Annotated in this window: 10 protein-coding genes and 1 tRNA gene; 5 read left to right on the top strand and 6 right to left on the bottom strand. The window is 64.2% G+C overall.

All coding sequences use genetic code 11. From position 1 onward, the window contains the following. The first annotated feature begins 94 nt into the window (after positions 1 to 94). Both hfq and ACODSR_RS11765 read left to right on the top strand, forming a co-directional pair. A complete protein-coding gene (hfq, locus tag ACODSR_RS11770; protein WP_006960545.1) occupies positions 95 to 577 on the top strand; it encodes an RNA chaperone Hfq in 483 nt (160 codons plus the stop codon). Positions 578 to 706: 129 nt separating this feature from the next. Next, complete coding sequence (locus ACODSR_RS11765; RefSeq protein ID WP_489076646.1) at positions 707 to 1,651, top strand: glutaminase; 945 nt, start codon at positions 707 to 709, stop codon at positions 1,649 to 1,651. Between the two features lie 68 nt (positions 1,652 to 1,719). Here ACODSR_RS11765 and ACODSR_RS11760 read toward each other — a convergent pair. The 3 genes from ACODSR_RS11760 to moaA form a co-directional block, all read right to left on the bottom strand. Further along, a tRNA-Asn gene (locus ACODSR_RS11760) sits at positions 1,720 to 1,794 on the bottom strand. A gap of 124 nt (positions 1,795 to 1,918) precedes the next feature. Continuing rightward, positions 1,919 to 2,695 (bottom strand): NAD kinase, encoded by a 777-nt coding sequence (locus tag ACODSR_RS11755; RefSeq protein WP_489076644.1) that lies wholly within the window; start codon positions 2,693 to 2,695, stop codon positions 1,919 to 1,921. Beyond that, entirely contained in the window at positions 2,692 to 3,705 is a 1,014-nt protein-coding gene (gene moaA / locus ACODSR_RS11750) for a GTP 3',8-cyclase MoaA (protein ID WP_489076642.1), read from the bottom strand. Before moaA ends, ACODSR_RS11755 begins: the two co-directional genes overlap by 4 nt. Before the next feature lie 119 nt (positions 3,706 to 3,824). Here moaA and ACODSR_RS11745 point away from each other — a divergent pair, with 119 nt between their 5' ends. Further along, on the top strand, positions 3,825 to 5,840 hold the full coding sequence (locus tag ACODSR_RS11745; RefSeq protein ID WP_489076640.1) for a putative bifunctional diguanylate cyclase/phosphodiesterase: 2,016 nt from the start codon (positions 3,825 to 3,827) through the stop codon (positions 5,838 to 5,840). Positions 5,841 to 5,948: 108 nt separating this feature from the next. Here ACODSR_RS11745 and ACODSR_RS11740 read toward each other — a convergent pair whose 3' ends face one another. The 3 genes from ACODSR_RS11740 to ACODSR_RS11730 all read right to left on the bottom strand — a co-directional run bounded on the left by ACODSR_RS11740 (position 5,949) and on the right by ACODSR_RS11730 (position 10,292). Continuing rightward, a complete protein-coding gene (locus tag ACODSR_RS11740; protein WP_489076748.1) occupies positions 5,949 to 6,344 on the bottom strand; it encodes an MAPEG family protein in 396 nt (131 codons plus the stop codon). Positions 6,345 to 6,407: 63 nt separating this feature from the next. Continuing rightward, positions 6,408 to 9,872, bottom strand: a complete 3,465-nt coding sequence (gene mfd / locus ACODSR_RS11735; protein WP_489076638.1) for a transcription-repair coupling factor — start codon at positions 9,870 to 9,872, stop codon at positions 6,408 to 6,410. 153 nt (positions 9,873 to 10,025) lie between these two features. Further along, a complete protein-coding gene (locus tag ACODSR_RS11730) occupies positions 10,026 to 10,292 on the bottom strand; it encodes an FAD assembly factor SdhE (RefSeq protein WP_119747589.1) in 267 nt (88 codons plus the stop codon). A gap of 87 nt (positions 10,293 to 10,379) precedes the next feature. On the opposite strand from ACODSR_RS11730, the gene recG reads away from it, so the two are divergent. After that, complete coding sequence (gene recG, locus ACODSR_RS11725; protein WP_489076746.1) at positions 10,380 to 12,443, top strand: ATP-dependent DNA helicase RecG; 2,064 nt, start codon at positions 10,380 to 10,382, stop codon at positions 12,441 to 12,443. Between the two features lie 99 nt (positions 12,444 to 12,542). Next, entirely contained in the window at positions 12,543 to 13,130 is a 588-nt protein-coding gene (locus tag ACODSR_RS11720; protein WP_489076636.1) for an outer membrane protein, read from the top strand. The last annotated feature ends 22 nt before the right edge of the window (positions 13,131 to 13,152 follow it).

Here is a 13,152-nt window from a genome sequence, read left to right as displayed (position 1 = left end):
CCCTGCCCCCGACAAGCGGGGGCAGGCAAGACACCCTGCCCAGGGGTGCAAGAGCGGGTAACGTCCCGCCAAGAATAAAGGACCGGCAGAGACCATGGCCGATAAAGTGAACAATCTTCAGGACATTTTCCTGAACAGCCTGCGCAAGAGCAAGACCCCGGTGACCATGTTCCTGGTCAAGGGCGTGAAGCTGCAAGGCATCATCACCTGGTTCGACAATTTTTCCGTGCTGCTGCGCCGCGATGGCCAGTCACAGCTGGTGTATAAGCACGCCATCTCCACCGTGATGCCCGCCCAGTCGATGGACCTGACCGACCTGCGCAAGGCCAGCGACGGCAATGGCAAGGCCAAGCTGTTGCAGGAAATCTTCCTGACCGCCGTCCGCAAATCGGGCAGTCCGGTGACGATGTTTCTGGTCAATGGCGTGATGCTTCAGGGCGAAATCGCCGCCTTCGACCTGTTCTGCATGTTGCTGGAACGCGACGGCATGGTTCAGCTGGTCTATAAGCACGCCATTTCCACGGTCCAGCCGCTCCATTCGCTCGACCTGTCGGGCGAGAATGAACAGGACGACTGATCCTGCCCGGAGCGTATTTCCGCCTCCTTTGAATTGAGCGTTTGGAAAGGCCGTATCGAGGCGTCATACAGTCTGTATGATCGTTCGATGCGGCCTTTCGGCTTTGCGCAACAGGGTTAGGGCAAAGGCATGAGCCTCGATCTTCCAGCCGTCATTGCCGACATCACCGCCACCATGGCGTCGATGGAGGATCGCGGGCAGGTCGCGACCTATATCCCCGAACTCGCCACGATCGACCCGGCGCAATTCGGCATCGCCATTGTCACGGCCGATGGCCGGGTACTGACCGGGGGCGATGCTGACACCGGTTTTTCGATCCAGTCCGTGTCCAAGGTGTTTGCGCTCACCCTGGCGCTCGGCAAGGTCGGCGACCAGTTGTGGGACCGGGTCGGGCGCGAGCCGTCGGGCAATGCCTTCAATTCGATCACCCAGCTGGAACATGAGCAGGGTATCCCGCGCAATCCATTCATCAATGCCGGTGCGATCGTCGTCGCCGACGTCAATCTGGGCGGTCACGAACCGCGCGTGGCGATTGGCGAGATGCTGCGCTTTGTCCGTTACCTGGCTGGCGATGACAGCATCACCATCAACGAAGCGGTGGCCGCGTCGGAAACCGCTACGGGCTTTCGCAACATGGCGCTCGCCAACTATATGCGCGCCTTCAACAATGTGCGGCATCCCGCCGAACTGGTGCTGGGCAGCTATTTCCACCAATGCGCGATCGAGATGAGCTGTCGGCAACTGGCGCTGGCTGGGCGCTATCTGATGCTCGACGGACGGCATCCGGGCGGGGGACGCGTAATCTCTCCGCGCAGGGCGCGCCGCATCAACGCGCTGATGCTCACCTGCGGCCATTATGACGCATCGGGCGACTTCGCCTTCCGCGTCGGCATTCCCGGCAAGTCGGGCGTGGGCGGGGGAATATTGGCGATTGTGCCGGGCCGCGCTGCCATCGCGGTCTGGTCGCCGGGCCTGAACGCCAGCGGCAATAGCTGCCTAGGCACGCTGGCGCTGGAGGAACTGGCCCGCCGTACCGGCTGGTCGGTGTTCAGCCCGCCGGATGAGGGCGACTGAAGCAGAGTATCGGATAAGTCTGGAGCCTTTCCTGCGGGCGGCTGCATCGCCGCGCTGGCAGGAAAATCTGGCTCCCCGAGTAGGATTCGAACCTACGGCCATTCGATTAACAGTCGAATGCTCTACCGCTGAGCTATCGGGGAGCAGCCCGACTTCCGCCGGGCAGGCCGCGCCTATAGCAGCGGCTTTTAAGAATTGGCAAGCGCTAATCTGATGATTTTTTTGGCTCCCCGTCAGGCCGGGCTTTGGTCCCGTTCAAGCCCCCGTTCAGGCGATGAATTGTTCGGCCGCGATGCGGTCGTCCAGCGTATGTTCGGGGTCGAACAACAAGGTCAGCGGGGTCGTGCGGTCGATCTTGATTTCCACCTGGGCGACGTCGCGCACTTCGCGCTGGTCGGCCACGGCGCTGACCGGGCGCTTGACCGGATCGAGCGCGGTGAAGCGGATGATGGTGTTTTCCGGCAGGATCGCGCCGCGCCAGCGACGGGGGCGGAACGGGCTGATCGGGGTCAGCGCGACCAGCGCCGATCCCAGCGGCAATATGGGACCATGGGCCGACAGATTATAGGCGGTAGATCCCGCCGGCGTCGCCACCAGCACGCCGTCGCACACCAGTTCGGGCAGGACTACGCGGCCATTGACCTGCACCTCCAGCTTGGCGGTCTGGCGGGTTTCGCGCAGCAGCGACACTTCGTTGATGGCGGGGATGGAGAAACGCTCGCCATCGACCGTATCGACGATCATGCGCAGCGGATTGACCTTGAACATCTTGGCCGCTTCCAGCCGCTGTTCCAGCCGCTCCAGCCGCCATTCGTTCATCAGGAAGCCGACCGTACCCAGGTTCATGCCGAACACCGGGACGATCCGCCGTGCTTCCAGCATTGAATGGAGCGTCTGGAGCATATAGCCGTCGCCGCCCAGCGCGATGATCATTTCGGCCTGATCGACCGGCACGAAGTCATAGGTGGCGCGCAACCGTTCCTCGGCGGCCTTGGCTGCCTGGGTAGGGGACACGACCAGCGCGCGCCGAATCTCGCCGCTCATCCGCCGGTGACGCTCATATGACGACGGGTTGCAGGCGCGGTTTCACCGGCACCGATGCGGAAGTCATGCCGCGCGGGCTTCAAGCGCAGGGCGCGGTCGATCAGCGGCTCGACCGCGGGCAATCCGCCTTCGCGCAGCGCGGCTTTGAAATCGACATGATCCTCATGGCCCAGGCACATGAAAATCTTGCCCTCGCACGTCATGCGGATGCGGTTGCAATCGGCGCAGAAATTATTGGTGAGCGGGGTGATGAGGCCGAGCCGGGCGGTCATGCCCGCAACGCCGTGATAGCGTGCGGGGCCACCGGTGCGGTCGGGCAGGGGGGTGATGGCGTGATGCGCGCGAATGTCGTCCGCCACCTGGCTCAACGGCAGATAATGGTCGGTCCGGTCCTCGCCCGTTTCGCCCAAGGGCATCGTCTCGATCAGTGTCAGGTCCAGGCCTTCAGCGTCGCACCAGCGCAGCATCGGCAGGATTTCATCGTCATTGATCCCTTTCAGCGCCACCATGTTGATCTTGATTGCCAGCCCCGCCGCTTGCGCAGCTTTCAGCCCGCCGAACACCGCCTGTATGTCGCCGCCACGGGTGATATGGGCAAAGCGTACCGGGTCCAGGCTGTCGAGGCTCACGTTGATCCGGCGCACGCCCGCATCGGCCAGCATGTCCGCATGATTGGTCAAACGGGTGCCGTTGGTCGTCAGCGTCAGTTCGCCCAGCCCATTGCCCAGATGCCGCCCGATCCGGCACACGAGATCGCCAATGTCGCGGCGCACGAGTGGTTCGCCGCCGGTCAGGCGTATCTTGTTGATGCCGCGCGCCACGAACAGGTCGGCCAGCAGCGCGATCTCCTCCAGCGTCAGCACCTGATTTTTTGGCAGGAACTGCATCTTTTCCGCCATGCAATAGCGGCAGCGCAGGTCGCAGCGGTCGGTGACGGATATGCGCAAATAGCTGATCCGGCGGCCAAGGCCGTCGGTCATTTGTGTGCGTGAGGGTTCCGCCATGGCCATGTCCCATAGCTAGGGGATGGACCTGCCCCGCGCAAGCACCCCGGTTGCGGGATACGCAAGACGTCGGTAACCCGTTGATGCTAAGGCGGCAGGATGCGCGCGCCCAGGGGACCATATCAGTGATCGCGGATCAGGCCGCAGACGGACAGCGCAGCCTCTTCATCCTGTCGCCCGGCGACCGGGATGGGCTGTGCCATGCCGCGCAGGCGGCTGGCTGGCGCGCGATCGGCGCGCGCCGCGCGCGGGAAGCCCCGCAGCGATATCTGCGCAGCGAGGCGCAGGTCGCGCTGGTCGATATGCGCGCAGGTGGCGGGGAAGCGAAGCTGCTGGCCCCGCTGGTGCCGGCGATGGAGGCAGGCGGCGGCGCGCTGATCGTGCTGGTGGATCAGGCGGACGAAGCGATGATCCCCGATTTGCTGGATGCCGGGGCGACCCATTTTCTGACCGCCCCCTATAGCGAGGCATCGCTGCGCGCGGCGCTGGCGTCGGCGCAGCGGCTGGTGGAGCGATTGGGCGGCGGCGCATCGTACAGCCAGCGCGCCCAGCGAATCCGGCGGGGCGATGCGCTCTACTGGGAATTGGGGCGCAGCGATTCGCTGCTGCGGCTGAGCGAAAGTCTCGCCCGTCATCTCGATCTGCCGATGGCGCGGGTTCATCCTGCGGCGCTGATCCGCCGCTTGCCACGGGCGGAACGACGCGCGGTGCTGACGGCGCTAAGGGCGATGATGCGGGCGGGGCGTCCCGCCGCGCTGGCGCATGACCTGCCCGACCGGCCCGGCAACCGGCTGGTCCATCATCTGCGGGTCGAGGATGGCGTGGTCGCTGCCGATGTCGAGTGGTTGTCCGACGCGCAGGAGCGCGATCTGGCGAGCCGCGACTATCTGACCGGATTGCGATCTCGGCAGGCGGCGCTCGACTGGCTCGACCGGCGCACCGGGCTGGCGACCACCGCCATATTGCTGTCTATCAGCCAGTTTGAGCGGATGAACGCGGCCTATGGTCAGGTCGTTGGCGACGCGTTGCTGGGGCGGATCGCGCGACGGATCGAGCGTATGGTCGACGATGTCGCGCCCGGCGCGATGGTCGCGCGGATCACTGGCACCGAATTTCTGGTCGGCCTGACCGGCGAAGTGGCGGGTAGCGACCGCGCGACTTTCCTCGCGCGGCAGTTGATCGCGGCGATCGGTCGTCCGTTCAGCGCGGGCGATCACCTCATTCGCCTGATTGCCCGCTGCGGCATTGCGCAGGCCCGGCCCGAAGATGACGCGACCCATTTGCTGCGTCGTGCCGGCACCGCGCTGGCCGATGCGCGGCAGGCGGGCGGGGAGGGCATTCGCATCCTGTCGACCGATCGCCACAGTCGTCAGGTCGATCCCGACCAGTTGGAAACCGATCTGCGTTTGGCGCTTGATCGCGGCGAAATCGGCATCGTGTTCCAGCCGCAATATCCGGTGGATTCGGAGGTCATCAGCGGCGTCGAGGCGCTGGCGCGCTGGAACCATCCGCAATATGGCCCGCTGGGCGCGGGTATATTGTTCGCCACCGCTGAACGATCCGACTATATGCTGCCGCTGTCCGCGCATATCCAGGTGGAGGCGTTGCGGCAGGCAGCGGCATGGCCGCGCGCCCTGTCCGCACTGCGCCTGTCGATCAATGTGACGGCTGCGGACATCGCCCAGCCCGGTTTCATGAGCGGGTTGCTGGCGATCGTGGATAACAGCGGCTTTCCCCGATCGCGCCTGACGGTGGAGATCACCGAAAGCGGGCTGATCGAGGATGTCGATGCCGCCGCCGCGCTGTTGACCGCGCTTCGGTCAGAGGGGTTGGCGGTCGCGATCGATGATTTCGGCACAGGCTATTCCAGCCTCGCCTATCTCAAAAGCCTGCCGCTCGATTATCTCAAGATCGACAGCGGGCTGGCGCAGGATATTGCCGGGACTGCGCGCGACCGGATCGTCGTGCGCGGGGTCATCCACATGGCCAAGTCGCTGGGCCTAAAGGTTGTGGCGGAAGGGGTGGAGACGCAGCAGCAGCTTGATTTGCTCGCGCGCGAAGGATGCGATTATTATCAGGGCTTCCTGCGATCGGCGGGCGTATCGTCTGCCGATCTGGTCGCGTTGGTGCTGGCGGGTTAGAGGCGTGCTGCCTTCACCTTGATCCGTTCGTTTCGAGCGAAGTCGAGAAACGGTAGCGCGCTGTTTCTCGACTTCGCTCGAAACGAACGGGGTTTAAGTGATCCTTCCTCAGAGGCGTAGTAGCGGCCACAAAACCATGCCCAGCCCGACCAGGCTGACAAGGAAGATCAGCGTGCGGATTTTGGGGATGCCAAGAGCATAGACGGGCAGATAGAGGATGCGCGCGCCCAGCCAGATATGGGCACCGAGCATGGTCATCTCGCTCGACCGGCCCGCCACCACGACGCCAATCAGCGCGACGATGGCGATCGGCAGGGTTTCCTGAAAATTCGCCTGCGCGCGGGCCAGGCGACCGGCCACCGCATTGAGCGGCGACAATGTTTCATCGCGCGCGCCCATGTTCCAGTCGGTGCCATATTGCTTCGTCTTGACATGGGCGGCGGCGAAGATGTGGATCAGGAGCAGCACCATGCTCCAGGCCAGCACGAACAGTTCGACAGCCATGATCTTCATCTCCCACCCCGTTGACGGCTCAGCCTAAGCCATCGCCCAGTGGACGACAAGGCATCACCCCGCCGCCTTGGCCAGCCCCTTCGACAATTGCAGCGCGCCGTTCAGGCGCGCGGCGGAGTCGGCCCAGTTGCGGTTGACCACCACCTTGCTGTCGGGCCTCAGCCGCGCGACGCCGTCGAGCCGCTGGATATAGGCGACGAGGCCTGCGGGATTGGGGAAGCGATCCTCGAAAAAGCTGACCAGCGCGCCCTTTTGCCCGACGTCGATCTTGGCGATGTTGGCTTTGACGCAATTCTGCTTGATCTCGATGATCTTGAGCAGGTTTTGCGTGGCGGCGGGCAGCTTGCCGAAACGGTCGATCAGTTCGGCGGCGAAGGATTCCAGACCCTGCCGGTCCTCGACTTCGTTGAGGCGGCGATAGAGACCCATGCGCAGGTCGAGATCGGGGACATAATCATCGGGGATCATGATCGGCGCATCGACGCTGATCTGGGGCGAGAAACTGTCGCTGCGCGGTTCAAGGCCCGCGCCGCCCGCCTTGGCGTCGAGGATCGCTTCCTCCAGCATCGACTGGTAGAGTTCAAAGCCCACTTCGCGAATATGGCCCGACTGTTCGTCGCCGACCAGATTGCCCGCCCCGCGAATGTCGAGGTCATGGCTGGCCAGCTGGAAGCCTGCACCCAGCGTGTCCAGATCGGACAGCACCTTCAAACGCTTCTCTGCTGTCTCGGTGATGATGCGGTTGGCGGGAGTCGTCATATAGGCATAGGCGCGGGTCTTGGACCGGCCCACGCGACCGCGTAGCTGATAGAGTTGGGCGAGGCCGAAGCGGTCGGCGCGGTGGATGATCAGCGTGTTGGCGCTGGGAATGTCCAGCCCGCTTTCGACGATGGTGGTGGAGAGCAGCACGTCGTAGCGCTTGTCGTAAAAGGCCGACATGCGCTCTTCGACCTGCGTGGCGCTCATCTGGCCATGGGCGACGATGGCCTTGATTTCCGGGACTTCGGTGCGGAGATATTCCTCAATCTCGGTCAGGTCGGCGATGCGGGGGACGACGAAGAAACTTTGCCCGCCGCGATAATGTTCGCGCAGCAGCGCTTCGCGGATCACCACGCCGTCCCACGGCATGATGTAGCTGCGCACCGCAAGGCGATCGACCGGCGGGGTCTGGATCACCGACAGTTCGCGCAGGCCCGACATCGCCATTTGCAATGTGCGCGGGATGGGTGTCGCGGTCAGTGTCAGGACATGCACGTCGGTCTTGAGCGACTTCAAGCGCTCCTTGTGGGTAACGCCGAACCTTTGTTCCTCGTCCACGATGACGAGGCCGAGGCGCTTGAACTCCAGTCCTTTGGCCAGCAGGGCATGGGTGCCGATGACGATGTCCACCGTCCCGTCGGCCAGCCCCGCCTTGACTGCCTTGGCCTCCTTGTCGGGAACCAGGCGGGAGAGGCGACCGATATTGACCGGGAAGCCGCGGAAGCGCTCCTCAAACTGCATATGATGCTGACGCGCCAGCAGGGTGGTGGGGCAGATCAGTACGACCTGCATCCCGGCCATCGCGCTCACGAAGGCGGCGCGTAGCGCGACCTCGGTTTTGCCGAAGCCCACATCGCCGCAGACGAGGCGATCCATCGGCTTGCCAGCACCCAGATCCTCGATCACGTCCAGGATGGCGCGTTCCTGATCCTCGGTTTCCTGATAGGGGAAGCGATCGACAAAGGCGGGATAGCCCGCGCTGTCGGGTTCGGCGACGGTGGCGGCGCGCAGCGCGCGTTCGGCGGCGGTCCTGAGCAATTCACCCGCAATCTCGCGGATGCGCTCCTTCATCTTTGCCTTGCGCCGCTGCCACGCTTCGCCGCCCAATTTGTCGAGGCTCACCCCGTCGCTGTCGGAGCCGTAGCGGGAGAGGACTTCGAGATTTTCGACCGGAACGAACAGCTTGTCGCCACCGGCATAGCTTAAGGCGACGCAATCATGCGCGGTCTTGCTGACCGGAATCTGGGTCAGCCCTTCATAGCGGCCAATGCCATGGTCCATATGGACCACCAGATCGCCGGGGGAGAGGGTCGCCAGTTCGGCGAGGAAGGCGTCGGCGCTCTTCTTGCGCTTGGCCCGGCGGACCAAGCGGTCGCCCAGCATGTCCTGCTCGGTCAGCACCGCGACATCGGGCGCGGTAAAGCCATGGTCGAGCGGCAGGACGGTCAGCACCACGCTGCCATTGGCGGCCAGACCCAGCGCTTCCTGCCAGCTATCCGCCGCCGCCATCCGCTTGACGCCATGATCGGCGAGCAGGCCGGATAATCGTTCGCGCGCGCCGACGGAGTAGCTGGCGATCACGACCTTCTTCTTGGTCCGTTGCAGCGTGCCGATATGCTTGCCGACCGCTTCATAGACATTGGCGTTCTGGGCGCGTTCGGGCGCAAAATCGCGGGGGCCATCGACGGCGAAGTCCAGCACGGTGGCGCTGTCGGGTTCATGGAAGGAGGTGGCGACGTGCATCGGCCAGTGGGCGACGATCGCGTCCCATTCGGCGGCGTCGAGATAGAGGAGGTCGGGTTTCAGCGGACGATAGGCGCCGGGATCGGACGATTTCGCCTGCACCCGGTTGGCGTGATAATCACGGATCGCCTCGAACCGGGAATCCGCCGCGCCGACGACGCCATGGTCGCGGATGATGACGGCATCCTCGCCCAGATGGTCCGACAGCGGGACCAGCTTTTCCTCGAACAGCGGCAGCCAATGTTCCATGCCCGACAGGCGCCGTCCGTCGCTCACCGCCTGATAGAGCGGATCGCCGGTCGCGGTCGCGCCGAACATCTCGCGATAGCGGCCGCGAAAGCGCTTGATCGTGTCCTCGTCCAGCAATGCTTCGGACGCAGGGAGCAGGGTGAAGCCATCGACGCTGCCGGTGGTGCGCTGGTCGCCGGGATCGAAGCGGCGGACCGTCTCAATCTCGTCCCCGAAAAAGTCGAGGCGTAGCGGTTGCTCCTCGCCGCCGGGGAATAGATCGACAATGCCGCCGCGAATCGCAAACTCGCCCCGGTCGTGGACGGTATCGGTGCGGACATAGCCATTGGCTTGCAGCATCTCGGCCAGGCGCGTGATCGCGATCCGCTCCTTGGGTGCGAGCTTGGCCACCAGTTGCCGGACGCGGAACGGGGTCAGCGTCCGCTGGGTCAGGGCGTAGAGCGTGGTGAGGACCAGTTGTGGGCCGTTCGATTTGGCCTGCAAGGCGTATAGCCCCGCCAGCCGCGCCGACGCGGTGCGCAGCGACGGGCTGGCCCGGTCATAGGGCAGGCAATCCCAGGCCGGGATTTCGATGATCTCGATCTCCGGCGCGAAATAATGCGCCGTCTCCGCCACCGCGCGCATCAATTGCTCGTCGGAGGCGACGAACACGGCGCGATTGGGCGCGGCGCGGGCGATGTCCGCCAGCAGCCACGGCTGGAACCCGGCCGGGACGCCCGACAGCGTCAGCGGCGCCTTGGCGCGGAGGATTTTCTGGAGATCGGTCATGTGTATGTTTGCTCTTCAACTCAATCATCCTCCCCTTGCAGGGGAGGTGGCAGGGCGAAGCCCTGACGGAGGGGTGTCATGCTATCGAGAGGGCGACACCCCTCCACCACCGCTTCGCGGCGGTCCCCCTCCCCTTGGCAAGGGGAGGATTTTCTAATTCTCGATTTTCACGAAATCCAGTTTCAGGAACTTGTCCATCATCGGCCCCTTCCATTCGTCCGGCACGGGGATGGTGCCCAGCGCCCAGCCGATGATGTCGGCATCCTGTTCATCCATGAAGCGCTCGAACCAGGCGATTTCCTCGGCATTCCATTCGCTGTGATAGCGTTCGAAAAAGCCGCCGACGGCATAATCGGATTCGCGCGTGCCACGGTGCCAGGCACGGAATTTCAGGCGGCGCATCTGGGGATCATCGTTCACAATTTGTTCCTTTTGCGGACACGCCGAAAAAGCCGATCGGATGTTTGTATGACCGCCCCGGCTCAGCTAGATGGGCAGCAGATAGACATGCGACCCGATATTCTCAATCCGCTCTTTGCCGAAATCTCTGTCCTTAAGGGCATTGGACCGGCGCTCGCCCGCCCGCTGGAGCGGCTGGGGCTGGCGCGTGCGGTCGATGTGGCGTTCCATCTGCCGGTCAGCTGGGTCGACAGGCATCTGACCGACGAGCTGGATATGGCGGATGCGGGCCGGGTGATTGGCATCGTCCTGACCCCGGTGGACTATCGCGCCAGCGGCAGCGCCCGTGCGCCGTTCCGGGTTCATGCGACCGACCGGCATGGCAATTATGTGTCGCTGACCTATTTCGGCAGGAACAGCGCATGGCCGCGCAAGCTGTTGCCGCTCAATGAACCCAAATTCGTGTCGGGCAAGCTGGAGGCCTATGGCGACAATCTCCAGATCGTCCATCCCGACCATGTGCTGCCGCCCGACGAGGCCGCGACGATTCCGGCGCGCGAGCCGGTCTATGGCCTGTCGGAAGGGCTGACTAACAACCGGATGCGCGATCTGGTGGGGCAGGCGCTGGCCCGCGCGCCGGACCTGCCCGAATGGATTGAACCGAGCCTGCTTGCCCGCAAGGACTGGCCGGGCTGGCGGGAGGCGCTGGCGCGGATTCATGCCGACCCGTCCGACGCGATGGCGCGCGAACGGCTGGCCTATGACGAGATTTTTGCGGGGCAACTGGCGCTGATGCTGGTGCGGCAATCGTCGCGGCGGCGGCGGGGCGTGCCGATCGCGGGCGACGGGCGGTTACGGGCGATGCTCAAGCTGCCCTTCGCACCGACCGGCGCGCAACGCCGGGCGTTCGGCGAGATTGAGGGCGACATGGCGCAGGCCACGCCGATGCTGCGGCTGCTCCAGGGCGATGTCGGATCGGGCAAGACTTTGGTGGCGCTGATGGCACTGCTCAACGCGGTCGAGGCCGGGCTGCAGGGCGCGATGCTGGCCCCGACCGAGATATTGGCGCGGCAACATTATGAGACGCTGCGCAAAATGGCGTCGGGCCTGCCGGTGGAGATCGCCATCCTGACCGGGCGCGACAAGGGCAAGATACGCGAAGCCACGCTGATGGGGCTGGCCGATGGCAGCATCGACATCCTCGTCGGCACCCACGCGATATTTCAGGAAGCGGTGCAGTATAAGCATCTGGGCCTTGCCGTGATTGACGAGCAGCATCGCTTCGGCGTCGCCCAGCGGATGATGCTGGCGAACAAGGCGGAACGCGCGCCGCATCTGCTGGTGATGACGGCAACGCCGATACCCCGGACACTGACTTTGACCTATTATGGCGAAATGGAGGTGTCCAAGCTGGACGAGATGCCGCCCGGTCGCCAGCCGATCCAGACGGTGGTGATGGCCGCCACGCGATTGGACGAGGTGGTCGATGCGCTGGCCCGCCATGTCGAGGGCGGGGGCCAGGCCTATTGGGTCTGCCCGCTGGTCGAGGAGAGCGAGACGAGCGACCAGGCCGCGGCGGAGGCCCGCGCCGAATCCTTGAAGTTGCGCTTTGGTGATCGGGTGGGGCTGGTCCATGGCCGGATGAAAGGGCCGGACAAGGACGCCGCGATGGAGGCCTTCGCTGCCAACCGGACCCAGATATTGGTCGCGACCACGGTGATCGAAGTTGGTGTCGATGTGCCAAACTCCAGCCTGATCATCATCGAGGGGGCGGACCGGTTCGGGCTGGCGCAGCTACACCAGTTGCGCGGGCGGGTGGGACGCGGGGACAAGCCGTCGGTCTGCCTGCTGCTGCGCGGCAATGCGCTGGGAGAAACCTCGCGGGCGCGGCTGGCGCTGATGCGCGAAACGAACGATGGCTTCCGCATTGCCGAGGAGGATCTGAAACTGCGCGGCGCGGGCGAAGTGCTGGGGACGCGCCAGTCAGGTGAGCAGCAGTTGAAGCTCGCCACGCCGGAGCATCTGGCGTCGCTGCTGGACGCGGCGCGCGATGACGCGCATCTGCTGATCGACCGCGACGGCGGCCTCGACAGCACGCGCGGACAGGCGGCGCGGACCTGCCTCTATCTGTTCGAGCGGGATGCGGCGGTGGGGTTGCTGCGCGGCGGGTAGGCGATGCTGTGTGTCCCGATTAAAGGCCTCCTTAATTTCACAGTGGATGGACGGTTACTTGAGCGCCGCGACGTCACATCGGGAAAATGGGAGGATAAGATGATCAAAATTTCACTAGCGCTTGCCACGTTGCTGATCCCTGGGGTGGCGTTTAGTCAGGAACAGCCATTGTCCGGCCTGATCGTCGGCGCGCAGGCGGGCTATCAATCCCGATCCGTGGAATATTTTGTCGGGAACGTCGATTTCAGCAAGGACAGGGACGACTTCGTCTACGGGGCGTTTGTCGGCTATGACATTGCCGTTAATCGCCTGCGCCTTGGCGTTCAGGCGGAGCTGATGGATGGCTCCAGCACCCTACTGTCCGATGATGGGGCTGGCACCGAATATATCGTCGAACCCAAGGGCGTGAGCTACGCCTTCACCGCACGCGCGGGCTTTCTGGTCGGTCCTCGCTCGATGATCTATGCGCGGGGTGGCTATGCGGCTGAGAAGAACCGCACTGTGTTTACCGGGCCGACGATCCTGTCGATACCGATCACGCGGCGGGATGAGGGGCTGCTGATTGGTGCCGGTTTTGAAACCGAGTTGACCAGCGGGATCACACCCCGCGTCGAATATCGTTATCGTGATCTGCCGAACAAGCTGTCGAGCCATCAGTTGCTCGCCGGGGTTGGCTATCGCTTCTGAGGGAGCGGGTGGCGGTCGGCGG

The organism is Sphingobium sp. FG125 (genome assembly GCF_057809795.1).
The sequence above is the reverse complement of the archived record's forward strand: the minus strand, read 5'-3'. Positions and strand labels throughout refer to the sequence as shown.

Bases quoted from the DNA above. Each gene is read 5' to 3' on its own strand.
- hfq (WP_006960545.1), top strand. From the start codon at position 95: ATGGCCGATAAAGTGAACAATCTTCAGGACATTTTCCTGAACAGCCTG.
- ACODSR_RS11765 (WP_489076646.1), top strand. From the start codon at position 707: ATGAGCCTCGATCTTCCAGCCGTCATTGCCGACATCACCGCCACCATG.
- ACODSR_RS11755 (WP_489076644.1), bottom strand. From the start codon at position 2,695: ATGAGCGGCGAGATTCGGCGCGCGCTGGTCGTGTCCCCTACCCAGGCA.
- moaA (WP_489076642.1), bottom strand. From the start codon at position 3,705: ATGGCCATGGCGGAACCCTCACGCACACAAATGACCGACGGCCTTGGC.
- ACODSR_RS11740 (WP_489076748.1), bottom strand. From the start codon at position 6,344: ATGGCTGTCGAACTGTTCGTGCTGGCCTGGAGCATGGTGCTGCTCCTG.
- mfd (WP_489076638.1), bottom strand. From the start codon at position 9,872: ATGACCGATCTCCAGAAAATCCTCCGCGCCAAGGCGCCGCTGACGCTG.
- recG (WP_489076746.1), top strand. From the start codon at position 10,380: ATGCGACCCGATATTCTCAATCCGCTCTTTGCCGAAATCTCTGTCCTT.
- ACODSR_RS11720 (WP_489076636.1), top strand. From the start codon at position 12,543: ATGATCAAAATTTCACTAGCGCTTGCCACGTTGCTGATCCCTGGGGTG.